Source organism: Algibacter pacificus (genome assembly GCF_008033385.1).
Taxonomy (GTDB): domain Bacteria; phylum Bacteroidota; class Bacteroidia; order Flavobacteriales; family Flavobacteriaceae; genus Algibacter; species Algibacter pacificus.
Genome location: NZ_VOGY01000001.1, coordinates 225,561 through 252,042, shown reverse-complemented (window position 1 = coordinate 252,042; position 26,482 = coordinate 225,561). Strand labels below are relative to the sequence as shown.

Genomic DNA, 26,482 nt, shown 5'->3' with positions numbered 1-26,482 from the left:
TACTATTTTGAAGTCAGCCTCCTAAAACCTTTTATTATTTGAAAAATAAATACTCCTAAAACTATTCTTTGGAATAAATCTAAAAAATAAAGAAAACCATTATCAATTTCTCCAAAGGTTGAACTAAATTTTCTGGTTGGATTAAACAATTGCCAAAACACTCCAAAATTGTTATAAATTTCAGAAAATGTTAATTTCACTTCTTCCAAATTTGAAGCAATCGAATAATTTATTGAACTTGAAAAAAGAGGTAACATTAAAATATAAAAACCTAGAGTTATAATAAAAATGACACATGTTGGTTTCCCCCAACTTAAACCAAAATTATTAGTACGACTAACCGTCATTATCAATTTATCTTCAATACTATAATTTTCACCACTTTTCAATTCGCTACGATACGCCTCCATTTCACGAGCCTTAAACATTAAACTATCTATTTGGTTACCTGAATTTACCAGGGCATGTTTAATTTGTCTATAAACTTCACGTATCCTCCTGTACTTCTCAATATCGGTGCCATCTGATGAAGAAATTTCTAAACTACCTTTACTAAACCAATTAACATTTGATGCTCTTATTTTATCTAGAGTCACATTATCTGTTCTAATTTTTTTGAAAGAATTAAAATCAAATTCGTTAAATTTCGCAGCACCTAAATCACAATCACTCAAGTTAAAGGTGCTATCTCCTTCGGCAGAACACTTATCAAAACTCAAATCATTATAATTCGTAAAGTCGTTCAATAAAGCAAACCTAAAAATCATTCTTTTAAACAATAACTTTAAATTTTGATTAACTCCCGAAATATATAAATCATCAACCTTCCAGCCAGTAAACTTGATAACTCCTTGAAGATTCGGAGTAATTTGTAATGTGATTTTTTCAATTTCTTTGGACAAACCATTAAAATCAGCCCCTTCAATAAACTTAGCTTCACTAATGTAAATTTCTTTACAAAAAGATTTGATTCCTCTATCTGAAAGGTCTCGATTTTCTAATTCTATTTTTTTATTAAAAATATCACCATGAATATAAAACCCTTTTAATCTTGAAGATTGAATTTTAAGTTGGCCTTCAAATACATTATCATTGAATGTTAAACTATTTGGACATTCAAGGTTATATAAATTAATTGTATCATTAAAAGTTGAAGAAATGAATGAAACATCCCCGATTAAAGTATCAATTCTCAAATTTTTGTTCAATTTCATAAAACGCAAATTCAATTCAGATCTTACATTAGAAATATCTAAAATATTATTTATGGAACTAGACACTAATTTTAAACCATTAAATTTTATATGTGATTGAAGAAATACAAAATTATCAATATTGGAATCTTTATCTACAACAATTCCTCTATCAAGATTACATTTTTGATCGAAACGAATTAAGGATGCTATACATGAAGAAAAAAGCACACTATAATTATTAGGATTAATAGTGCTGTCGAAATTTAAAGATTTAACGCCACTAAAAACAATATCCTCTTTAAACTTACAGTTAATAAATGCCAACCCTGAATTTATTTCAACATCTTTAATTTTAACTATCTTTTCAAAGGTTACATTTTGAATAATACGAAACTCCCAATCAACAATACTTGCATCAATTAAAACGTCAAAATTTACGCCAATTTCTGCTCTACTAAAGGAATTATCTTTTAGCTTTTTATAAAAATTATTTGGAGTTAAAACATTCATTAATAAACATTTAGACTTAATTGTTTGTTTTATAAATTTCTCCTTCTTCCGAACCCCTGCTCTATTTGTTATCCTGAACTTGTTTCAGGAGCTCTAACTCTTAATTTTTTCGTTATTTATTATAGTTTAAGGACATGACCAACATTGATTACCAAAACTATTGCTCGCAGCTTCCTGAGCCGAGTAATAGGCATTTTCTGCATTTTCAGACGCTTCTTCAGCATAGTCTGCTGCATCCCTGGCATAACTGGCAGCGGTTTCAGCTTCACGATATGCTTTTCTTGCTTGGTATGCTGCATCATTTGCAGCTCTTATTGCTTCTTCCACTTTCATTTGAAGAAAAATGTTGCTTCCAATTAATCCAACAATCAAAAAGATTATTAGGCTTTTAAAATTTAAATACTTCATCTTATCTTATTTTATCTTTTATACGTTTCTTCATCCTCCGCAACCCTGTCCTAATCTTTATTTAACTCTTACAATTTCCCATCCACTATCTTCATTAATCTCTGACATATTAACATAGCTATTTTCACAAATAGAGAATACAGTTTTTTCATTTTCAAAAAGGGTATCTGTAATAGTACGATGTATAAAAACCTTTTCTTGTAAAGATATAATGACTAACTGTATACTTTTATTCCCTTGCCAGTTATCCTTAAATCTATTAAATGATTGAGAAAGCTTATCTAAAACACCTGTATGGCCAATATTACAAAGTGTACCTCGATCTGTATTATTAAGCAAAAGTATGAACACTCCATTTTGTTCTTCTTTCATTAATTTTAAAATATCTTTTCCAATTTTATAGAGCGAAACATTATTAAATTTAAATTCGATATTCAAGTCTCTAATGATGGTGTTTTTATCCCTTTTATAAATACACATATCTAATGATGCTGATCTTCCTTTACCTGAAGATATGTCCTCAAACTTTTCGCCAAACTTAAATTTACCTATAGTCGGTGTTTCTATAGAATAACATAAATCTTCATGTTTATCTTTAAATTCTTCTATAAATAATTGACGAAGCTCCTGTTCTGAAATTCTATCCTGACCTCCATTTTTTACAGGAAAAATAAGCTGACCTACTGACTCCACTTTATTGCTCTCATACCCCATTGTTGCCAAACTGGATAAAACCGATTCACAAATATTTACAATATCTATTTCTTTCATATCTTACTTTTATAAATTTCTCCATCCTCCGCAACCATACCCAACTCCTGCTCTACCTCTCCAAGATTCTCATCTGCATGGGAATGCGCTACGCTCACTTGCCCATTCATTAACATAGGCAACAACCAATCTCTAAGCTCTGAGAGTTTTTGGTTTTGTTTAAGAACATTATTGATTTTTAAATAAATTGGATTAATTATTTGATGAAAATTTTGGAATGAATCATTACTTGGTATTGCAAAGTTTAATGCTTTTAATTTTCCTTGTGTAATAAGTGGCTGTGCAGAACCACCTGCTATGCTTGAATAATTAATCCCTTTCAACGCTAATAAAAGCCACCACAAATATTCGTTTTTTATCGGTTGGGATGTGACAGCGTTATCAGTAATCCAACAAGAATCAATTGAGTAATGTATTTCTCCATAATTTGCACCTACTCTACCAATTGCTATAACTGGGCTATCAAATAATAATTTATTTGTTTTTCCAACAATTCCATTTGAACCAAAAACTGGAAATTCTCCATTATCGTCAAGAAGATCCTTTTTCATTCCTTTTCCATTTTTAAAATCTGCGCAACATTCTAATTCTTTAACCGCCCACCCCTCAGGAATCTCACGTTTCAACACTTCATTAAAAACCATTTTACCACCAGAAGATTTATAAGGTTTACCATTAACATCTAATTTACCCTGAGCGAAGTCGAAGGGAAAATCGAACTGTACAAACCAATAATCGTAAAGCGTTTTTGCCATCGCTTCTAACTCTTGGTTTATTTTGTTGTTGACTTCTATTTTTAAAGAAATATTTTCTAGTACTTCAACTATGCTTTTTTGAGTTTCAATTGATTTTGGTAATGTGATTGGAAGCCCTTTAAGAACACTTAAATTTATCAATGGAACTGTACTTCCAACGTTACGTTGAAGAATTAATTTTTGAACCCAATAGGATGAAAACCAATAATAGGCAAAAAGTGGTGTTATTTTACTATTATCAAATCTTGCTCGTAATTGTTTATTTGAAATAACGTATTCATCATATTTCAATTTTTCATCTATAATACCAACTTGACCAATCGTTCCAACTGCTGTAAAAATTAAATCATTCTTAATAGCATAACAATTTAATTCATCTGCTTTTTCTCTAGTCAAAAAAACGAATCCATCGTCTTTAAATTTTTCTTCTCCTTTACTTAGATTGTTACCTCTAATTAAAGGTATCCCTTCTTCCTTAAAAAATTTTTTCCCAACATTTGAACCAAATGGTCCAGAAATTATTGATTTCTTTTCTTTTGAAACTAATTCTCCTAAAGTAGTTTGAATGAATTTATCTGTATCAAACTTAATCATACTTTAAATTTTTCAAATTGTCATTAATCTCTTTTTCTAAAGTTTTAGACTCAGTAAAAAGGCTATTTAAACTGGTTTCAAAACTGTTCATTTTAGAAACAAACTCTTCCGAAGAAATATCTGTGTATTCTATTTTTACTTCAAAATATTGTCCTGCACTTAAACTATAATTTTTAGCTTTTAAAGCTTCATAACTAACCACGACAGAAAAATTGTCCATAGCTTCTTTATTGTTAAATACATCAATAATTTGCTGTTCTTCGTTTTCGCTTAATACTGTTTTTTGGTTTTTACCTTCTTTTACTTTCGTTCCTAAATTAGAAGCATCTACCAATACCACATCTTTGGTATTGGTTTTATCTAAAAACAAAATACTTACGTTGGTTCCTGTGGTGGCAAAAATATTAGAAGGCATAGATACGACGCCTGCAAGCATTTTACTTTCTACTAGTTTTTGTCTAATTTTTTTATCAATACCAGATTGTGCGGTTATAAAACCAGTAGGCACCACAATGGCGGCTTTCCCTTTTGGGGTTAAGCTGTGCATAATATGCTGTATAAACAGCAAGTAAATAGCCATAGAATCTTTCTTGCTTTTAGGAATATTGGGGATACCTGCAAAAAAGCGTTCTTTATTGGCTTTACTGTCTAAATCTGCGCTGTAATCGCTAAAATCCAGCTTAAATGGTGGATTAGAAACGATATAATCAAACTGTTCTAATTGCCCGTTGTCTTGTTTGTGATACGGACTTAAAATAGTATTGCCCTGTATAATGTTTTGTATGGAATGTACCAGATTGTTTAAAATAAGATTTAAACGCAATAAGGCAGACGATTTTTGCGAGATGTCTTGCGAGTAAATGGTACACTTGTCTTCGCCAATGGCGTGTGCAATATTCATTAACAAGGTGCCCGATCCCGCACTTGGATCGTAACAGGTCACGTTGTTTACATCGTCTCCCGTAACCAAACAAGCTGCCATGATTTTGGCGACTGCGTGTGGTGTAAAATACTCGGCGTATTTTCCGCCAGAATTGGTGTTGTAATCTTTAATTAAATACTCGAAAATAGTCGCAAAAAAGTCAAATTTCTGTGTGAATATATGCTCGAAACTAAAACCAACGAGTTTGTTTACTAAGGCTTTGCAAAAGTCATCCTTTTTATCGGTAACATATTTACTTAGGTTTTCAAACAGCACCACTTTTTCTCCGCCTTGTGTGAGTACCGAGAAAATATCGATATTATCTTTGGCGACACTTACTAAGGTTTCATCAAAAATATCGGCAAAATTGTCTTTGTTTTGTTGTTCGAATAAACGCGACAATAAGTTTTTAGGTGCAATGCGCGCTGTGTTTTCGCTTATTTGCATGGTTAGCATTTCTAAATCATCTTCAGAATAGGTTTTTAAAGCCTCGTCAAAGTTTTCGGCTTTTGCTAAGTCGGGTTCTAATTGTTTTAACTCGTAAACGTATTTATCGTTTAAGAATTTATATAGAAATACTTGGGTAATTATTTTAAATTCGTTTCCGTCATTTCCTAAACCATAATTGGCACAGACGCTTTTAAGGTCGTCTATTAGTGCTTTGGTTTGGGTTTCAAATTGTGCTGTGCTTGTCATATAATTAATTTTCAATGAGCAATTATCAATGTACAATGTACAATGTACAATGTACAATTATGAATTACGAATGTTCAATTCCTAATTCGTAATTCTTAATTCGTAATTCCTAATTCTCAATTCATAATTGTTATTTCGTATTTCTCATAGTTTTCTGTATACTCCCTATAATTCTTAATATTTCTTCTATATCATTTAATAGTGGTTTACTTTGAGATTTTGTTAAATAGTGAGTATCGGTTAATAGTCTAATCCAATACTTTGTTTCTCTAGCTTCTTTGTATGAAATGGTTAATTTGGCATAAAAATCTTTTCTGCTTTGGCCACCAATAGCTTCTTCTATATTTGCACCTACCGATGTTCCTGAACGTAACAATTGTTTACTTAAAATAAATTCCTTTTTTTCAGTTTGAAGAAACTTACAAGTATTAACAATTTTAATAGCGAAAGCATACGATTTGGTTTGTACAATATTCTCTTTCATAATTCGTAATTCGCAATTCTTAATTCTTAATTCCTAATTATCTTTATTTCTGTTTAGTACACTAATTACCAAACGTGTTACGGTTTGCATTTCTTCTGGTTTGCTAGAAGCAATAAACAGTGTTAAACTGGCTAAGGTATCGTTATTAATAATGGGTTGTTTTTGGTTATTAAAAAGCATGTTGTTTTGTTGTAAAAACTTTAAAAAACAAGCTGCTGCAATACGCTTGTTACCATCTACAAATGAGTGGTTTTTCACTATAAAATATAAAAGCATGGTTGCCTTTTCTTCTATGCTTGGGTAAAAATCGTCGTCTCCAAATCCTTTTGCTATTTGCGCCACAGAACTCTGAAAACTTTTATCTTTTTCTTTTCCAAAAACATCAGAATCAAACTCGGTTAGCATTTGGTTAATTATCTCCTGATAATCGTCTAAACTTGGGTAATTGGCTTCTGTTGTTGTTAAACCTTTAGCATCTAATTGTTCATGATCATAGTCATCTAACAGGCTTAAACCTTTAGCAAAGGTTTCTAAAATTATATTATCTGAAGCCTTTTCTTCAATAGCTTTGCTTACCGTTCTGGTTAGAATATGAATCCCGTCTTTTAACAACTTTACTTCTTGTTCTTTTTGCTCTAAACGTTTTTGGTTAATTGCATAGCCTTGTACTAAATAGTCTTTAAGTCGCTGTGTAGCCCATTGCCTAAATTTAGTAGCCTGTAATGATTTCACTCTGTAGCCAACAGAAATAATCACATCTAGATTATAATATTTTACATCTTTTGACTGACTCTTTCCTTCTATAGCGCCATGTTGAGTGGTATGTGCAAAATTTGCACATACCACATCCTCATCTAGCTCTTGCTCTTTAAATATATTACGAATATGTCTACCAACAACTGTTCTGTCCCTTTCAAACAAAACTGCCAATTGCGCCTGAGTAAGCCAAACTGTTTCCTTTTCAAATTGAATACTGACTTCTATTTGATTGGCATTAGATTCGTATATAATTATTTCATTCATTGACATCATTTGTTAAATATCGCATGTTTTGCGACAGTTGCTTTATAATTTTCATTAAGCAACGTAACCGTTGTATTCGTTCATGTATTCTTTTACAATAAGACTATTAATCCGTCTTACATCTGTAGTGTTAATATCAATCTTTTGTTCTTTTTTAAATTGGCTAACAACTAAACGCATCATCATTTTTTCTACATAGCTCTCGTTTTCTAATAGTTTTGAGTTTTGTAAAATCTCCTTGTCTACTGCTGTTTTTAATCCTTTTAAGGCTTCAAACAATTTGCGTTCGCTATCGGTCAATGGGTCTTTCTCCATTAAGCGCTTATGAATACGTGTATATTTAGCATCATAATCGTATTTAGCTTTCAGCAATTGGTTTTCACGTTCTAGTTTTTTAGCTTTGTCATAGATTTCGTTTAAAGCTTTTATGTTCGCTTCCATTTCCTCTTTAGTGACTTCACTTAAATTCTTCTTTTTAAATAAACGTTCTAGCTCTTCACGCAAAGAAATAAAGATAGGATCTTTCTGGTCGAAGTTTCCTGCTAACATTTCTCTTGTTTTACCTAAGGTGTTTTTCAGTTCGTCTGCCAATACCATTTCCTCTTCTTTCACTTTGGTAAAAGCAAAAATGACATCTTCTAAAGCGGTGTTTAAAATATTATCAGTATCTACATTATTTTCTAAGGCAATTCTTGTATTTATTAATGCTAACCGATCGTTAGTTAATCGTGCTAAAACAGATAGCATTTTAAAGTCTAATTTTTCGAGTAATTCAAAATTACCAGATAAACGAATGAGATTATATAATTCTTTGGAATTGTTTAAAACTTTAGCAATTTGACGAATTTCTGATCGTTCATTGATTTCTGAAATTTGTTCACCAAAGACAGTGGCATTATCTGTATCAAATTTAAAAAGCACATCCTTAATTTCTTCAATCTCTTCTTTTATTTCTTCAGGCTTTTTAAACAGATTAGAATAATGTTGCATCTCATCGCCTAACTCACTTTGCAACTCGTTAAAGTAATCTTGATTGGTTTTATCAAACTCTTTCTGAATGTCTGCAAAATCTACCACATAACCATATTTGTGTATTTTATAGGTTCTGTTAACACGTGTCAGTGTTTGCAGTAAATTATGTGATTTAATTTTCCGACCTATATATAATTTCTTTAATCGTTTAGCATCAAAACCAGTTAATAACATATTGTAAACAAACAGTAAATCGAGCTTACCAACTTTAAAATCGGAAACCCAATCTCTTCGATCTTGTTTGGTGCCAATATCATGTAAAATAACCTGTGCTTTATTTACTTTACTTTCTTCTTTTTTCTTATTGCCATAACTAGCAGGTTCTTCTGCTGCTTCATTAAAAAATGATGTTGTTTTTTCAGCATATTTAGCATCAAAAATCTCTTGCATCATTTTAGCCTGATCAGAAGAATCACAAACAACCATACCGCCAATGCTATAATCGTTCATAGAGATTCTAGCTTGTTCCATATCTTTAACAATATAGTCGAGCATAGGTTCTACAAAACGATGATCGGCATAGAGTTTCTTTTTATCAATATTACCTTGTAATACTTTAATGTTTTCCAGTGCTTCTTGTAATACAAGCTTGTAATTCGTTTCAATTTCTTCTCGAATTAATCGTAAGGTATACCCATCTTTTATAGATAGATTATAATAGTATTTGTGAATATAATCGCCAAATAAGGTTTTAGAATTATATTCTGAACCTAGTAATGGTGTACCTGTTAAACCAATTTTAATGGAATGTTTATCTGCTAATTCTAAATTAGCTAAAAAGCTACCTTTAGGATTATAACTACGGTGTACTTCGTCTAAGAAGAAAACACGCTGTACACTTAGATTATAATCGTTGTTTTTTATAACATCAGGATCGTCCTTAAACTTCTGAATGTTTACGACTGTAATTTCTGCTTTACCTGAGCTGTTGTGTATGACATTCGTGGACTTAATATCTCTACTAAAAGCGTCTCTACTATCTATTTTATGCACGACTAAACCACGAGCTGTAAACTCCTTTGCTGCTTGCACTAATAAATCCAAACGATCTACAATAAAGTAAAATTTTGGAATGATATTATGCTTCTGGAAATAATGTGTGAGGTGCTTTACATTAAAATATGCTAAAGCTGTTTTACCTGAACCTTGTGTATGCCAAATGATGCCTTTTTTAATACCGTTTTCTAGCTTATTCTCTATCGCTTTGGTAGCAAATAGTTGTGGATAACGCATAATGTGTTTTTCTAATCCATGCTCCTCCTCTACATAAGCAAAAGCATAACGTAGAATGAATTTTAAACGTTCTCGTTGAAATAAAGAGGTAGAAATAGCATTAGTTGCTGTATATGGGCTTTTATTTGACTGAAACTCTTTATTACTTTTTATACTTAAAAGATTAGTGTCTTTTAAAACATAGTTTTCATCTTCTTCAGTCAACGGTTGTAAAAGCTGAGATAGATCAAAGGTTTCCTCTTCTCTAAAATAATTGAAGATTGGTTTTTTATAATTTGTGGTGCTGTAAAAAGCACCTTCCAGCATTTGCGTATCTACTTCACTATAAGCCATGTTATTTGAAAACACCATGAGTTGCGTTAAGTTGATAAACTTGCGAAACTTTTTATTCTGAAAACGCCTTTGCATTCTATGATGCTCGTCGCGTACTCCATTTCGGTTATTAGGCTTTTTAACTTCAATAAAAACTAAAGGCATCCCATTTATTAAGAGTATAATATCTGGTCTAAAACTCTCATCATCTTTATTATATGGTAATTCTGTAACCACATGAAATGAGTTGTTATTAAAGTTTTCGAAGTCTATTAATTTTATCCCTGATTGATCTATTAATTTATTAAAAAAAGCACGTCCTAGATCTTCATTCTCTAATGAAATTGAAATATCATCATAAGCCTTTTGAATATCCTTATCGGACATCGCTGGGTTTATTAGCTGAATTTGCTTATTAAAAATTGAAGTAAAAATATTGGTGTTTTCATCCCACTCAATGTCCTTCAAAGAAAGGTATTTATACCCCAATTGAATTAAATGTAATATAGAAGGTATTTTTACTCTAGAGTCTTCGTTGAATATCATTTACTTAAAAAAAATGTCATATAATTCTTAGGGAAGTCTAAAATATGAATCTTTTTCAATTTAAGCTTACGGTTTTACGTAATTATATTTAAATGTTTCTTACAGACTCCATTTTCTGAAACATATCCACCAAATCACCACCTTCTTCAAGATTCTTGTCTTCTAGAAAATCACTACAACTTATGATAAAATCATCTTTTTCTAACACCTGTACTTTTTTATTCCAATCATCAAACTCCGTTTTATCAGGAAATACAATAATATTATATTCTTTTAATGGTCTTAATAGTTTTTCTTTTAGATTAGCTTTAGATCCTGTAGCTAGCCATAGACAATGAGGAAACAATACACTCATAATTATAGCTGTTTTCTCGGACTCTACAATACAAATTGTATAACTATTATCGTAATCGCATAAATTATGTAATCCAAACAGACATTGCTGCAATACAAAGCCTTTTACTTGTAATACCTTATGCATCCAATTGATGTGTGGATATGGTTTTTTAACTCTTTTACCAGTAATATTGTCATACAACATGACTTTACCTGCACAAATATTCATTTGTTCATCCACTTGCCAAAATATTGTAGCTCCACTCCAATGATTACTCGTACCTATAAAATATTTTTTTATGGCATGTTTTACATCTACGGGTGCAAAATACTTTAATAAATAACTTATAAAATTATTATTAGTATAGTTTCTACCATAAGCGCCTAAAACCGATTCGTTGTGAGACGATGGTAATTGCTGTACAACATGCGTATTACAATTAACTAAAGGCTGATTTCCTTTTGGTGACTTATGGTATTGACATTTACTTTCTCTATCACACCTACTTATATCCTTATTTAGGTAAGTATTAGTTTCCACATTTATATACCGTACAAAAGTTTTCTTGCCGCAAAATGGACATTTGTGTTTTTTACTGCTTTTATCTAAAGTGTATTTATAATTCATTTTGAAAAATTATGGTTCGTACCACTCGTACCTCTAATTAAGTACGAATGGTACGAGGTACGTTTAAGGAGTTTTTATTTTATTAAAATGATGATCTAATAAATATCTAATACCATCTTCCTCCGTAAAATTTGGTAATGGCTTTCCTTTTCTTTTTATACTTTTTTTAGGTTGTGTTTTAATTTCGAGCATATTACATAGCCTTGCTAACTCCTCTTTAGGAAGCGCACTTGCTATATTATATACATCGTTGGCATTCATGGATTACAGACCTAAGGCTTTTTTACGTTTTCTAATAGCTCCTTCAGACAGCCCAAGCTCTTCTCCAATTTTAACGTTGGACATACCTTGACTAATTAAATCTTTCATTAACTCATCACGTTCTGATACATCATTATAAACAGACTGCTTTAAATGCTCTTTTTCTGATCCATACTCAACAAAACCGAAAGACAAAAAGTTATACTCCTTTTTTAACTCACAAACAATCACATTTTCATTGTGAAACACGTGCTCTGTATTTCTCTGTTTTACCTGCAATAAGTACCTTAACGAGGGACTCAAAGCACTTCCTCCAATAGCAAAAGAGCTATCACAAAAATTCATTAACATTTTACTCCCTGCTAAATCATTTTTAGTTATTGGTTTTGAGGCATCACGTTTAGGTGTATGTGCCAATACTAATATTGACACATTACTCTTCTTAGTAAGTTGTTTTAAAAGCTTCATGAGTACTAAAGCATCTTTTGCTCGCTCGTTATCGCTTTTCAAAAAGGTTAAATTATCAATGATAACTACATCTGCCTTATTTTCAAGAATTTTACTTTCAAGGGATTTAGTCAAAAAATCTTCAATACCATGGTATTCTTTTGGAATATCTGCCTCAGCATTTATCTCTGCCCTTAAAAACTTAGTTTCAAAATAATAATGATTTTGGTAGTTATCTGAATATCGGTTCTCAAACTGTTTATCTGAAAGCTCAAAATCTAAATACAATACTATTTTAGGAGGACATTCATTAATAAACCCTGGAATTGCCACCCCTCGACTTAAGCTATCGGCTATTTGCACTGCCAAAATAGACTTACCGATATTAGTATCTGCATATAGAATACAGAGTTCGTTTTCATGCCAAAACTGACTAAAAAGCATATTTGGAATAGGACGATTTTTGGCTTCATCAATCCACTGATTAGCAGTTTTAACAATAAGACACCCGCTTTCTGCTTTTTTATTGTTCAATATCACTTCTCGGTTCTGGATTTCCTTTTTAATTTCATCACAGAACTTCTGTTTATTTTTTTTAGCCATAACATTTAACAGACCATATTTCATTCATCAATCTGTTGTAATCAAATGACAAATGGTTATTAGGAATAGAAAAAAGGAAATGTTTGTTTTCATAACTAGGCTCAACTAGAAATCTATTAATATCACTTAAGACTTTTAAGAACTCAAGCTTTAATTCTTGAGAAAACGAACTTTCCGAAATAACGAGTTCGACTTTATATTTTAATTTCCTAATAACATGACTACTATTAGTTTCAACTGGCTGCATATACTTGCTAAAAAGCCATGTGAGTAGATACGTAAAATCAAATGACTGCTCATATATCTTCTCTAAAGTATCTTCAGTTGGACCTACATCTATCGATTTTGGCAAATTAAGATAGTCAACTTCAAAACTATCATCACTAACATGATTAGTAAGTAAATGTCTTAAATACACAGATAAACTCATGTGTTTTAGAGTAGCTAATTCTTCAAGCTGATGTTTTACAGCTTCATCGATTCTAATATTTATTTTTGCATCCATAATTTTTAGCTTTTAAGTGAATAATTAGCATCATCAGATTTTTTAAACCTAACGCTGTTTCTAAACTTAGAAAATGGATACTCTATAATGTTGGTAATTTCAAAAGACTCTAGTAAAGAGATAAGTTCTTTCTGAAATTTTTTCTTAGAGGTATTCTTGTAATTCGCTTTAAGCGCCTCTTCTTTTGTAGATAATCGTATTAAGTTATCTGATGAACAGATAACACGATTTAATTTTTTAAAACTTAAATTTAAATACATCATTATAATAGATTTTTAATTTTTTACAATTAAAACCTATTATGACTCTGTATCAAGTAATTAAAAAGGGTAATTCAGGGTAATTCAGGGTAAAAACCTAAAGATTAGGGTAATAATACTTACACCCCTTCTGATTTTGAAAATTCCTCCCATTTTTTTGTATAAAAATCCAGTCTTTTTTTATATTCCTGATTGCTCAAATCAGATACTTTTAAATCCCCCAATTTTTTGATTTTATAATGTTTTACGATTTCTTCCCGAAAAACTTTTTCAATAACATGAATTTTATGAAGATTCTTTAGACTAAAAAATAAGGCTACCAAATAAGAATAATGCTTATCTCTAATTTCATTAATACAAACATCTATAAACCGAAGAACATCTATTTCCATTTTACCTTCAAATGCTTCATAGAGCAAATCTACTCCTGATTTAGGAGAAAAACAGTTTTCCTTTTCAAATTTATATTCATTATTTAGAGTCAATAAAGTAATTAAATGACCTTCGAAGTTAACAATATCCACAACAGTGTTGTTAGTTTCAAATAATTCTCGATTGAAATAAGATCTATTACCCGTCAAGAATTGAATAACTAAATTACGCTCTTTTTCTAAATCAAAAACAGCCATATCTTGCCGATTTTTTAAAGACTTAAAAACACTTCCTAGTCGAACTACCCCATTAAGATCCTTTTTTAAAATTTGATATTGCATAGGACATATTGATTCAAATATGTTTCTAAACCGATCTGCAGCATATTGGCAAGCATCTTCCTTCTGCCTTCCATAAGTCAATTTATCAAAATCACTAAAAAAACTGTATGACACCCCATTAATAACACTTTTATAGACAGCGGTAAGAAAGAGGTATATATCTTTAAGTAATTCTTCAGCAGGTTTACATTCATCAACCATATTCTGCATACATCCTCTCGCCGCTATTTGACCTATGTTTAAACCATCAAGTTTTGCTGATAATTTTAACACCTTTTTCATTCTAAAAAGATTTTTTTCAACCAAATAGCTATCTTGATCAATGGCTTCTTTATTAATAAAATCTGCGTCCGTAATAATCCCAAAATATTTGGAGTCCATTTAATTTAAGAGTTTTGAATAGTCATTAGGAAGTGCTGCATCAATATCTCGAAGATATTGTTCAAGCGCTTTCATTGTAGAGTGACCAGTTATTAATTGCAATTTACTTTTTACTTCAAAAGGAGAGGCTGTCTTAGCCATTTCTCTATATAGTTTAGTTATAAAAGTATGTCTAAAGCTATATAACCCATAATTTACCCCCAAACCAAAGTGATCTTTAACCTTTTTATATTTTTTTGTATAAAAATCCCTTTTATTGGTTTCTGTTGTCTCCCAAGCTCCACCTATTTGAGTATCTGTAAAAAGAAAATCATCTTTACTAAAACTGGACAAGTCGGGTATTTCTTTAATTAATATATTGGGGATTATTTTAATTTTTACAGGTTGATTTTTAGCTTTCACGTATAGCTTCTTATCAACTAAATCAATATCACCAATTTTAAGTCTACAGACTTCTATTGGGCGCAAAAAATTGTAACACACAAATTTAACAAACAAAAGCAACAAAGGATCTTCCTCTTTCATGTACCTAAAAATATCTGCTTGCTGTTTAGGAGTATAAGTCTTATTTCTTTCTGGTTTTGCTTTTAAAACATTAATTTTTTTAACAAAGTTTTCTTGTATCACTTCATTATCTTCCAAAATTTGATAAAAAGACGCTAAATCTGTACGCGTATTATTTCTATTTCTAGGGCTAGAATTTAGTAATACATCATTCAAATATTGTATTACCGTTTTTTTATTGATTAACGTCATGGACTTTCCTCCCTTTATGTCGTTTAAGTCTAACCATTTTTTAAATCTCGTGATACGACTTCTAAACTTAACAAATGAGTTAGGGTTCAGAACTTTACTTTTGAGACTTAAAGCAAGCTCAAAAGCTTCACCAATACTTATTGACGACTCTTGAATTGGTACAACAGTAGGCTCAATACTTAATACAGGAGCATGAACTTCATTAGGCTTTTTATTAGTAGACTCTTGCTTGCCTTCTAATCTTCTCTTTAAATAATCAGTTAACTCGCTATTATCTTGATAAGGATTAAAACCTTCTTCCAAAACAATAGACAAACTTTTTACCATCATTTTTAAAATATGATGTCGCGATCGTTTATCAGTATATTTATTTACACCTCCCTTAATATTGGTTTGGCGTTCTAATCTATTTGTTTTTGGATTACGAAAAGAGTAGTATACGTACCATGGTTTAGCTAGAGCTGATTTTTTCTCTTTTTTAGTAAGCTTTGACCAAGATCTAATGTCAACGCCTCCTGTATAAATTTTAGGATCTGAAAAGTTTACCTTCATAGGAAAATCGTGTACGTTTTCGTGTACTTTTTGTAAAAGTAAGAAAATAGAAGACATAAAAAAACGGATTGTGAGACACAATCCGTTAGTTTTATTAACTTTAAGCTTAGTAGCGGGAACTGGACTCGAACCAGTGACCTTCGGGTTATGAGCCCGACGAGCTACCTACTGCTCTATCCCGCGATGTAATCTTGAAATAATGGACTTAGCTTAGTGATGCTCAATCAAGTTGAGCACAGGCTTTCGGTTCATAATGCCGACCCAATTATTTCGAGTGCAAATATACAATCTTTTTATAGATTTTACAGCTTTTTTTTAAGGAATAAATCAAACTAATTACTAATGCTCTTAGAACCTGACTGTTCCCTGTCCACAAAAACAAATCTGAATTCCCGAATTCATCAATTTCAACAGAAAACCCCAATACTAATTAAACCTTATTGCTATAAATAGTACTAAAAACTAACATTTAAAAGTTCTCCACAAATTTGTAGCATTTCCATTTCGGCTATTTTAGCTAAGTATTTTGCCTGATTTCGGCTTAACTCTGCATTTAATAAATTAAGCTGTGCTTGTCTAAACTCAATAGAATTTACTTGACCTAGTTTGAATTTTTCCTGAGTTCTATCAAAATTATTCTGAGCTGTTTTAATGTTATGTTCTTGAAGTTTATAAATACCTAACTTATTTTCATAATTATCCCAGGCATTATTAAAATCACGAACTACAGAAACTAAAAGTTGTTCTTTAAGAATATTTTGCGCTTCTAAATTAATTTTAGCGTTTCTAACTCTTGTTATAGTACTTCCGCCATCGAACAAATTCCATCGTAAATTTAAACCTGCTGAAATTCCTGTATTTATAGAATACGCCGCGAAAGAAGCCCCGTTATTATTATTTTTATTCCAGCCATAACTTCCGGTTAATCCAACGGTTGGTAAATAAGCCGATGTTTCCGTTTTTATTCCTAAAGTATTAATATCAATATTTTTATTTACCTGTAAAACACTAATATTATTAGTTTTGGCTTTTTCTAAAAGTTCATTTTTATCATAAAGGGTATTAAAATCTACGTTGGTATCAATGGTGAAATTTTGAGGTATGGCATTTCCTAAAACAAAATTTAAATCACGTTTGGCATTGTTTAATTGTTGAACGGTATTCATTAAACTAATACTGTCTGTATTAATATCAACTTCGGCATTAAGACTTGCCAATTTTGTGCTTTGCCCGTAATCAAATTGATATTCAGCTCGTTTTAATCTATCTTTAGAAATAGTTAATGTTTGCATAACCGCTTCTTTATTTTCAATAAGTTCCGCTACATTATAATATATACTAAACAGCTGTACAATAGTGTTTTCAATAGTTTCTCGAGCTTGTAGTTCGGTAAGTTGTTTGGCTTCTTTATTTTGTTTGTATTGATAGGAACGTCCTAAACCATCAAACAACGTGTAATCTAAACCCACCGATGCATTATAACTAGAACTCTCTGCGCCATTTAAAATTCTATCGGTTCCGTCTGAAAAACCTACTTCTGTATCATCTAAATTATAGTTTGCACCAGCACTACCTGATACCGTTGGCAGATATCCTGAATTTAAAATATCGGCATTATTTTCAGCAATATCCACATCGGTATTTGCTAATTTAATACCATGATTATTCTCTAAAGCCAAACGAACAGCCTTTTCTGGAGTTATCATGTCTTGCGCAAAACCAACTGTTTGCGACATTACTATTATACTAAAAAAAACAAATTTAATCTTCATAGGCTTCATTTTGTTCCTTAATGGCACGTTCTACTTCTTCTTTGGTTACTTTATTTCCTGTTAATAACCACTTTCCGTTCTTTTTAATACTATTACTAAATGATAAAAATAATGGTAACACTAAAAGAGTTAAAATAGTCGCATAAGCTATTCCGAAGGAAATTGAAATGGCCATAGGTTTTAAAAATTGGGCTTGCCTACTCTTTTCTAATAATAATGGCGCCAAACCTGCAATGGTAGTCACAGAGGTTAAGAAAATAGCTCTAAACCTCGATTTACCGGCATCGGAAAGCGCTAAATCAAAGGGCATACCTTGTTTTAAATTGGAATTAAATTTCCCAATCAACACCAAACCATCGTTTACCATAATCCCAATTAAAGCAATAATTCCTAAAAGTGATAATACGTTCACCGGAAAGCCTAACATCCAATGTCCCCAAGCTACGGCAGTTAAACTAAAAGGAACTAAAATTAAAAGTAAAAGCGGTTGACTATAACTTCTAAACGTAAAAGCAATAGTGATATATATTAAGCATAAAATAGGAATCCCTGCATTTTTTAAAGAATTTGACAACTTGGAAGCTTCTCTATTTTGCCCCTCGAAAGACGCTGAAATCGTAGGATATTTCGATTGAATTCCAGGTATAACATTGGCACGAATATCATCAATAATATCGGTGGCACTAGAGCTTGGATCTTTTAAATCTGCCGAAACTTGAATTTCCCGTTGTCCTTCTAAATGGTTTATAGCCACATCGCCTCTTTCAATAGTATAATTTGCTATATCTTTTAAGGTTACGCGTTCACCGGTAGGTGTAACAATACGCATATCATCGAGATTGTTTATCGATTGCCTATTGGATAAATCATAACGCACCCAAACTTTAATTTCATCTTGTCCGCGTTGAAAACGTTGCGCTTGTGCTCCAAAAAAACCAGACCTTACTTGCGACATCACCGTTTGTAAATCTAAACCTAATAAATAAGCACTTTCTTTTAATTCTAAACGAATTTCTTTAATGCCAGCAGGATCATTATCCTCAACATCTTTTAGTAAAGGATTGGTATTTAAAACGGCTTTTAGTTCTAATTTTGCGGCCTTTAATTCGTTAATATTATTGCTTAATAGCGATACCGAAACAGGGCTCCCACCAAAATTACCTCCAGATCCAAAAATTAAGCGTTCGGTTCCAATAACAGGCCCAACGGCTTCACGTAATTTATTGGTCACTAAACTTGCGTTTATAGCATCTGGTCGTTCTTCTCCAGGCAACATATTAATTTGTAAACTTGCGCTAGACGAACTTGTTATTGACAGAATGGTATTCTCAAACAATTCCTTATCCGTACCTTTTAAATACTCCTCGGTAAGTTCTTTATTGACAATATATGATTTTTCTTGAATCATAGAAATAATAGAATCTGTAATTTTTACGTTGGTACCATTTGGCATATCCAATTCTACAGAAATACGATCGCTGGCAACAGAAGGAAAAATAGTTACCCCAATAATTCCTCCTCCAATAGAACCGAATGTGAGTATTAATAACGCTATAAAAAAACCAATAGATAGCGTTTTATATTTTAAAACAAAATCTAAAGATGGACTGTAAACCTTATCGCGTAAAAACACCATAAACCGATCGCCCAGCCTATTAATGCCTCGCATTTTAGAGAAAAATTGTTTTAGCCTCGAAGGATTTTCATCAGGTGTTTCCTTATGCAATGCTTTGGAATGGGCTAAATGGGCAGGTAAAATTATTAATGCTTCAACTAAAGAAACCACTAAGGTAAGTATTACGATAACTGAAACTTCGCTAAAAAACTCACCAATTCTACTATCTAAAAATAAGAATAATGAAAACGCTAAAAGGGTGGTTATAATAGCTGAAACGACAGGTGGTAGTACTTCCATAGTCCCATCAATAGCCGCTTGTATTGGTGTTTTTCCTTTTTCGTAATGCTGATAAATATTTTCAGCAATTACAATACCATCATCTACCAAAATACCGATAACGATAATCATTCCGAAAAGAGATAGAATATTAATAGTCACATCAAACTGGCCAGCAAAAACAAACATTCCTAAAAATGAAATAGGTAAACCAAATGCTACCCAAAATGCTAAACGTGTATTTAAAAATAAGGATAAGAAAACTAACACTAAAATCATCCCAGCAATAGCATTCTCGGTTAATAATTGCGTACGCTGATTTAAGGTAATCGATAAGTCTCTAACGACATGAAGTTTTACATTGTTATGACTTTGGTTATACCCTTCTATATAATCTTTAACCTTATCGGCTGAAGAAATTAAATCTTCATTATTAGTACTTGTTACCGCAATATTTACTGCTAACTCCCCATTAAAATAAGTGGCGTTTGGCGTTTCGGAAAATCGATCGCGAATAACAGCAACATCCCGTAAACGCACTACTTTACCATCACCAGAAGCTTTTACAATAATATTAGAAAGCTCTTTTCCGTAATACGATCTATTATTTGCACGAATTAAATATTCTTCGGAATCTGTTTTAATATTACCTCCGGTTACCAAAATATTAGAAGCACTTACTGCTTTGGATACATCGGAAAAACTAATATTATAAGCCAAAAGACTAGTTTCATTAACCGCTATTTCAATTTCTTCTTCAGGATAACCTGTAACAGTTATTTGTGAAATGCCATCAATAGCTCTTAAATCATTTTCAACCTGCCTCCCTAACTGTTTTAGCGTAGTCATAGGAATGTCTTTTCCGCTTAAAGCGAAAGAAATAGTTTCTCTTATTGCTTCTTGCTTTGCAACAATTAAAGGCTCCATACCCGTTGGGAAAGACGGCACGCGATCTACAGCATTTTTAACCTCCAAAAGCATAAAATCTATATTTTCGCCTTTTTCAATTTCTACAGTAATAGTGCCGCTGTTTTCTTTTGAAACGGAAGTTACGCGATCTATACCTTTTAAACCTTTAAGGTTATCTTCAATTTTAAGCACAACACCCTCTTCTATTTCCTGTGGTGATGCTCCTGGATAAGTTACATTAACATTAATAATTTTAGATTCCGTTAAAGGAAAAAACGAAGATTTTAGCGATAGGATCCCAATAATACCAAAAACAACAAAAGCTATAATAAAAATATTTACAGCAACGTGATACCGAATAAAATAAGTAATTAATTTTCTCATTATTGAACTCTGGTTTTATCTGATTCTTTCAAAGGTTTTACTAACATTCCTGCATAAGCACCAGGCACTGGTTTTTTAAGTATAACCGTACCGTCGGGCACATTTTTTAAAACCACTTTGGTCTCAGAGAAATACACCGGTTTAGCCGAAATAACATCCAACAAACTATCGCGAACAATAAAAATTTCTTGACTTTCAGAAAGTAAACTTCTATCTATTTCAATAGCATTTTCTTCTTCTTTAGCGTTTAAGTGCGCTTCTAAATACAATCCTTCTTTTAAAGTATCGTTTTTAACATCAATATAAGCGGTTATGGTTTGCGTGGTAGCATCAATACTACCATTAACACGAGACACGTGACCTATATAGCTTTCTGTTTTATCCAAATTATTAAGAGTTACCTCCTCGCCAACTTTTAGTAAACTAGCGTAACTTTTACTTAAAGCCACTTCCATTTCGTAAATTGAAGGATCTATAAATTCGCCCAGTTTTTGTCCGCTTCTAATTAAAGTTCCTTCGGTTACTAGCGCTTCGGTTAAAATACCAGAAAAGGGAGCCGTGATATTATATTTAGACAATCGCTGTTCTAAATTTTTAACATTATAATATCTAGAAACGATACCTCTACCGGTAATAAAATAATTTTCCTTATCGGAAGTCATTTTAGGTAATTCTGGCGTAGTTTTTTTTAAGTCGAAACTATTAAGGTAATTTTGCCATTTTTGAAATACATCAGGAAAATCTAAACGTAAATCTGGCATAATGGCCGCAATATCATTGTAAAGATTACTTTTTTCAGACTGAACACTGGCATAATATTCCGCAGCATCTATACCTATTAAAGTTTGTCCTTTGCTATATTTTTGCCCTGGTTTAAAAAGTTTACTAGATGGTTTAAAAACACCCTGAACCTCAGCATAAAGTTCCACACGTCGTTTAGCTACTAAACTGCCATTAGCAGGTATTACTATCGAGATGGTTTTATTAACTACGGTATCAGTTAACACCGTTTTTACAACTTTCGCCTTTACAGGTTTAGGCTTGTATTTATTTGCTATAAGTGTTTTGGCAAAAAAAACAGAACCTATTATTAATAAAATCCCAATGCCCGAAAGTATAATGTTACGCATGTTTATAATTTTGAATATAAGTCTCAAAATTACCTAATACCACTTCCTAATAAAGTTAAAAAAAACATAAAATTAAGCGCTTACACTTGCATATATAGCACTTTTAACATTTATAAATAGGAGTTCAAATAAAAACAACAAAAACCTTATAACTTAGCTAAGCACCCCTTCACTCCTATTTTATTAATATTTATAATACTATCGGATACAAATTTCACCAAACCATCATACCCCCTTAAATCCTCTCCTACTATATTAACATTGGATAAAACATGAGTTACTAAATCGACTATAGTTTGTTTTTTAGTTTGTACTTTCTCCCATTCGATCTCAAAAAATTCTAAAATCTGAACGTTATCATTTAACGGGATGTTTTCATCATTAAATTCTCCTTTATAAAAACGAATCATACACGCTAATGAAAAAGCTATACGCTTTGGAAAAACACCATATTTTTGAGTATATTCTTTAAACGCTGGTAATAAACGTGCTTGAAATTTTGACGTACTATTTAAGGAAATAGCTATAAGATAATGCTTTAATGTTGGGTTTTTAAACCTATCAATTACGGCATTAATAAATATATCAATCTCTTGACTCGAGAAATTTTTCAAAGTGGGTTTCACTTCCGTAGAAAGCACTTTAAGTACATGATTTCTAATCTCATCATCATCCATACTATCCTTCACCGTACGCAAACCTGCTAAATACCCAACAGGCACTAAAGCGGTATGCGCCCCGTTTAAAATACGGACTTTCATTTCTCTATAATTGGTTAAATTATCCACAAACCGAACATTCAAGTTTGTTCGTTCAAATGGCAATTCTACTTTAATATTATTTGGTGCTTTAATCACCCAACTATGATAATCTTCGCCCGCGACTAATAATTCATCTTTATATCCAGTATTGGCTTCAATTGTTTTTTTTCTATCTTCTGGAAAACCAGAAACTATTCTATCCACCAAAGTACTGCAGAACACATTACTATTTTCAATCCAGTTTATAAACTCCTGTTCTAATTTCCAATATGTTGCGTATTTTATAATAGTATCCTTTAAAACATCGCCATTGTTTTCTATTAATTCGCAAGGTAAAAACACACATCCCTTGTCTTTAGCTCCTTTGAAATAATTAAATCGATGAAACAACCACAACGTTAATTTTGCAGGAAACTCTTTAGGAGGAGCATCAGTTTGTTTGTCTATTTCAGAAAATATTATACCCGATTCTGTAGTATTTGATACAATAAAACGGATTTCTGGTTGTTCTGCTAGTTGTAAGTATGCTCCCCATTCTTTATAAGGTTGAATAACCTGACTTACAGATTCCACCAAATTAATTTCTGAAAACAAAGCTCCATCTCGTATACCATCTAAAGCCACATGAAACAACCCTTCTTGAGATTTTAACGCAGTATAATCGCCGCGTTCTGTTGGTTTTATAATTGCCACACTACCATTAAAATCGGTTGTTTTATTTAAAACATCAAACATCCAGTCGCAAAAGGCTCTTAGAAAATTACCACCACCAAATTGCATAACTCGCACAGGTTGCATTACAGGTTTATTTGCTGTTATTCTATTTAATTTTTTCATGTTTACCACAGTATTATATCGTATTCGTGTCTATTAAACATTTTACTTCAAACATTTAAATGAATGATCTTTACTTGCTCTATTTTTTTTAACGGTTCTATCAAGAAAAATTAAAATTCAAAGCTAGATTTATTTATCGTATAAAACAAAAATAGAACTTTGCAAAAACCAGCCTATTTATCCTATATCGGATAAGGCTAACTTAATAGTTATTTTGAAATCTTACTAAAAGAAAACATGTGGAAGTATTTTAAAATGAAAAATGAAGCATACCAGCCTTCGTTTCTTCAAATTCTCTGATAATATCGTCAACAATTTGAGCGGTAGGTTTTATATCGTGAATTAAACCTGCTATTTGTCCAATTTCGAGTTCCCCGGCTTCCAAGTCGCCTTCAAACATCCCTTTTTTGGCGCGTCCTTTTCCTAGTAGCGCTTTTAATTCTTCTACAGTTGGACTTGTTTTATACAAGGCTTCCACTTCATTATAAAATAAATTTTTTACCAGTCTTACCGGCGCTAATTCTTTTAAAGTTAATTGCGTATCCCCTTCTTTAGCATCCACAACCACTTGCTTAAACGCTTGGTGTGCCGAACTCTCTGTACTAGCCACAAAACGACTTCCTATTTGAACCCCGTCTGCTCCTAAAATCATGGTCGCCAACATGGCTTTTCCAGTAGCAATCCCTCCAGCTGCAATAAGTGGAATATGAATTTGTTCCCTAACCATAGGAATTAAAGTTAAGGTCGTGGTTTCATCTCGTCCATTATGCCCACCGGCTTCAAAACCTTCGGCAACAATAGCATCGACGCCTGCTTCCTGAGCTTTTAATGCAAATTTCACCGAGCTTACCACATGGACAACAACCATTCCTTTTTCTTGTAACCACCTCGTCCAAGTTTTAGGATTTCCAGCTGAAGTAAACACGATTTTCACGTCTTCTTCAACTAAAATATTCATAATCTCTTCAATGTTTGGATACAACATGGGAACATTGACTCCAAAAGGCTTGTCTGTTGCTTTTTTACATTTCTGAATATGCTCGCGTAATACTTCAGGATGCATGGATCCAGCTCCTATTAAACCTAAAATTCCGGCATTACTTGCTGCAGAAGCTAATCGCCAACCACTATTCCAAACCATACCAGCTTGAATAATCGGGTATTGAATTTTAAAAAGTTGAGTGATTTTATTTGACATTATTCTTTAACTATTTTAAACGCATTACTTGTTGATTGCCCGTCTACTTTTAACACATAAAAACCTTTAGTGAGTGCCGACATATTAATTTCATTATCTCCTTTTGAAAGCACAAAACTACCTATCATTTTACCTAAAACATTATATAAATACCCTATGGCATCACTAGTTTTCGAGTTCCAATTAACAATTAATTTATCGCTTACAGGATTAGGAAAAACACTCACATTCATGCGCTCCTTTAATTTTGAGTGTTCTAAAATTTTTCCTGCCGTTAAAGCGCTTGCTAAATCGGGTATACCATACCCTAATTGATAATTCGGATTATTGTAAAGTGACGCAGATTCCCGTACCAATTGCATAATTTCAGCATTTGTCAAATCGGGTAAGGCTTGCCACAAACAAGCAATACCTCCAGCCAATATTGGGGAACTAAAAGAAGTACCATCTGCACTACTAATAACATTATACTGCGTAATTACCGCACTACCTTTACCTTGTGCAACAACATCTGGTTTTTGAGACGGCTGAAAAGCGGTGCCAATAGAACTAAAAGAAGCATAATTCCCTAAAGCATCCACAGCTCCAATAGATAAGACGTTTTCAGCATCGGCTGGTGCGCCAACTCCGGTATTTCCAGAATTACCTGCCGATGCGACTACTAAAATACCTTTTTCAAAAGCAATATTAGCGCCTTTAGTAATATAGGCGGTATTGCCATCCATATCCGATTGGGTATAATCGAATTTAGTATTCGGGTCGTAATCAAAATATCCTAAGGAAGTGTTTATAATATCCACACCTAAACTATCGGCACGTTCGGCAGCCTCTACCCAATAGCTTTCTTCCACGGGGTTTTCCGATAATCCATCTTCAGTAATAAACAAATAATATGATGCATCTGGCGCTGAACCTACAAATTTTTCTGTTTCCGTATTTACATAGCCCGCCATGGTGCTTAACACTAAAGTCCCGTGATTACTTACCGCATTTGCATAAACATCGATGTCTCTATTTACAAAATCATATCCATCAAGTAAATGCCCATCGGTTCTAAGTTTTTGAAAGGCGCTCATGGTTTTTACATTAGGAAAACCAGCGTCTAAAATAGCGATAACCATATCGCCCCCAGTCTTATCATCGAGATGCAAATCATCGCCATTAAACATTTCTATCTGATTTTGAGCATCACCATAAGTGAACGCTGTTAACTCAGTTTCTAACTTAGATTTTTGTTTTACTATGGCACTTTTACTTAAAGCACTCACCGAATTATCGGCAAAAACAATATGATCTATAAAGGTTTTGGACGGACTTATTAAACTTTCTTGATTTGTAAACAGGCTATTAATATCGGCTTCTGTACCACGAACATGAGCCGCATTAAACCATTTCGATTTTGCTTTTACAGTAATCCCTGAAGCTGACTTAAGCGCTGAAATGTAGTTTTCATTCACCTCAACATCACGCTCGTCTATAGCAACACCTTTATCATTTTTTCTATCAATAGCCTCTTGAGTTAATATAGAAATCGGGTTTGCTATTTTGTTTGCTACATCTTCTTTATCCACAAAATAAACCCAAGCATCTTCCTCTTGAGAAAACATTGAAAAAGAAAAACCAATACAAATTAAAATAAGTAATCCTTTTGCCATAATAAATAGATTTAAGAC

At 32.2% G+C, this 26,482-nt stretch carries 21 protein-coding genes and 1 tRNA gene; all 22 read right to left on the bottom strand.

Annotation, left to right across the window (positions count from 1 at the left end):
* Nucleotides 1-2 precede the first annotated feature (2 nt).
* Nucleotides 3-1,706 carry a hypothetical protein gene (locus FQU21_RS01665; protein ID WP_147676289.1) on the bottom strand — a complete coding sequence of 568 codons (1,704 nt, stop codon included), beginning with the start codon at nt 1,704-1,706 and terminating at the stop codon, nt 3-5.
* Nucleotides 1,707-1,832: 126 nt separating this feature from the next.
* Entirely contained in the window at nt 1,833-2,114 is a 282-nt protein-coding gene (locus FQU21_RS01660) for a hypothetical protein (RefSeq protein WP_147676288.1), read from the bottom strand.
* A gap of 57 nt (nt 2,115-2,171) precedes the next feature.
* Nucleotides 2,172-2,885: a hypothetical protein gene (locus FQU21_RS01655; protein ID WP_147676287.1), complete on the bottom strand. Its 714-nt coding sequence runs from the start codon at nt 2,883-2,885 to the stop codon at nt 2,172-2,174.
* Nucleotides 2,882-4,234 (bottom strand): restriction endonuclease subunit S, encoded by a 1,353-nt coding sequence (locus FQU21_RS01650; RefSeq protein WP_147676286.1) that lies wholly within the window; start codon nt 4,232-4,234, stop codon nt 2,882-2,884. The genes FQU21_RS01655 and FQU21_RS01650 overlap by 4 nt, the downstream gene beginning before the upstream one ends.
* Nucleotides 4,227-5,852 (bottom strand): HsdM family class I SAM-dependent methyltransferase, encoded by a 1,626-nt coding sequence (locus tag FQU21_RS01645; RefSeq protein WP_147676285.1) that lies wholly within the window; start codon nt 5,850-5,852, stop codon nt 4,227-4,229. The genes FQU21_RS01650 and FQU21_RS01645 overlap by 8 nt, the downstream gene beginning before the upstream one ends.
* Nucleotides 5,853-5,982: 130 nt before the next feature.
* Nucleotides 5,983-6,336 carry a four helix bundle protein gene (locus FQU21_RS01640; protein ID WP_147676284.1) on the bottom strand — a complete coding sequence of 118 codons (354 nt, stop codon included), beginning with the start codon at nt 6,334-6,336 and terminating at the stop codon, nt 5,983-5,985.
* Nucleotides 6,337-6,369: 33 nt separating this feature from the next.
* A complete protein-coding gene (gene rhuM, locus FQU21_RS01635) occupies nt 6,370-7,359 on the bottom strand; it encodes a virulence RhuM family protein/type II toxin-antitoxin system death-on-curing family toxin (protein WP_246124715.1) in 990 nt (329 codons plus the stop codon).
* A 54-nt stretch (nt 7,360-7,413) separates the two neighbouring features.
* Nucleotides 7,414-10,482, bottom strand: a complete 3,069-nt coding sequence (locus tag FQU21_RS01630) for a type I restriction endonuclease subunit R (RefSeq protein WP_147676282.1) — start codon at nt 10,480-10,482, stop codon at nt 7,414-7,416.
* A gap of 88 nt (nt 10,483-10,570) precedes the next feature.
* Nucleotides 10,571-11,446, bottom strand: a complete 876-nt coding sequence (locus FQU21_RS01625; protein WP_147676281.1) for a DUF6371 domain-containing protein — start codon at nt 11,444-11,446, stop codon at nt 10,571-10,573.
* Nucleotides 11,447-11,509: 63 nt separating this feature from the next.
* Complete coding sequence (locus FQU21_RS01620; RefSeq protein WP_147676280.1) at nt 11,510-11,707, bottom strand: hypothetical protein; 198 nt, start codon at nt 11,705-11,707, stop codon at nt 11,510-11,512.
* 3 nt (nt 11,708-11,710) lie between these two features.
* Nucleotides 11,711-12,757: an AAA family ATPase gene (locus FQU21_RS01615; protein WP_147676572.1), complete on the bottom strand. Its 1,047-nt coding sequence runs from the start codon at nt 12,755-12,757 to the stop codon at nt 11,711-11,713.
* Nucleotides 12,750-13,262, bottom strand: a complete 513-nt coding sequence (locus FQU21_RS01610) for a hypothetical protein (RefSeq protein ID WP_147676279.1) — start codon at nt 13,260-13,262, stop codon at nt 12,750-12,752. Before FQU21_RS01610 ends, FQU21_RS01615 begins: the two co-directional genes overlap by 8 nt.
* A 5-nt stretch (nt 13,263-13,267) precedes the next feature.
* Entirely contained in the window at nt 13,268-13,525 is a 258-nt protein-coding gene (locus FQU21_RS01605) for a hypothetical protein (RefSeq protein ID WP_147676278.1), read from the bottom strand.
* 116 nt (nt 13,526-13,641) lie between these two features.
* Nucleotides 13,642-14,616, bottom strand: a complete 975-nt coding sequence (locus tag FQU21_RS01600; RefSeq protein ID WP_147676277.1) for a hypothetical protein — start codon at nt 14,614-14,616, stop codon at nt 13,642-13,644.
* Nucleotides 14,617-15,981 (bottom strand): tyrosine-type recombinase/integrase, encoded by a 1,365-nt coding sequence (locus tag FQU21_RS01595; RefSeq protein WP_147676276.1) that lies wholly within the window; start codon nt 15,979-15,981, stop codon nt 14,617-14,619.
* A 53-nt stretch (nt 15,982-16,034) separates the two neighbouring features.
* Nucleotides 16,035-16,107: transfer RNA gene (locus FQU21_RS01590), tRNA-Met, on the bottom strand.
* 272 nt (nt 16,108-16,379) lie between these two features.
* Nucleotides 16,380-17,696, bottom strand: coding sequence for a TolC family protein (locus tag FQU21_RS01585; RefSeq protein WP_246124714.1), 1,317 nt, complete (start codon nt 17,694-17,696; stop codon nt 16,380-16,382).
* Nucleotides 17,686-20,883, bottom strand: coding sequence for an efflux RND transporter permease subunit (locus FQU21_RS01580; RefSeq protein ID WP_147676274.1), 3,198 nt, complete (start codon nt 20,881-20,883; stop codon nt 17,686-17,688). Before FQU21_RS01580 ends, FQU21_RS01585 begins: the two co-directional genes overlap by 11 nt.
* Nucleotides 20,883-22,013, bottom strand: coding sequence for an efflux RND transporter periplasmic adaptor subunit (locus tag FQU21_RS01575; protein ID WP_147676273.1), 1,131 nt, complete (start codon nt 22,011-22,013; stop codon nt 20,883-20,885). The genes FQU21_RS01580 and FQU21_RS01575 overlap by 1 nt, the downstream gene beginning before the upstream one ends.
* A 146-nt stretch (nt 22,014-22,159) precedes the next feature.
* On the bottom strand, nt 22,160-23,611 hold the full coding sequence (locus FQU21_RS01570; RefSeq protein WP_147676272.1) for a tagaturonate reductase: 1,452 nt from the start codon (nt 23,609-23,611) through the stop codon (nt 22,160-22,162).
* Nucleotides 23,612-23,861: 250 nt separating this feature from the next.
* Entirely contained in the window at nt 23,862-24,809 is a 948-nt protein-coding gene (locus FQU21_RS01565) for an NAD(P)H-dependent flavin oxidoreductase (RefSeq protein WP_147676271.1), read from the bottom strand.
* Entirely contained in the window at nt 24,809-26,464 is a 1,656-nt protein-coding gene (locus FQU21_RS01560) for a S8 family serine peptidase (protein WP_147676270.1), read from the bottom strand. Before FQU21_RS01560 ends, FQU21_RS01565 begins: the two co-directional genes overlap by 1 nt.
* Nucleotides 26,465-26,482 lie beyond the last annotated feature (18 nt).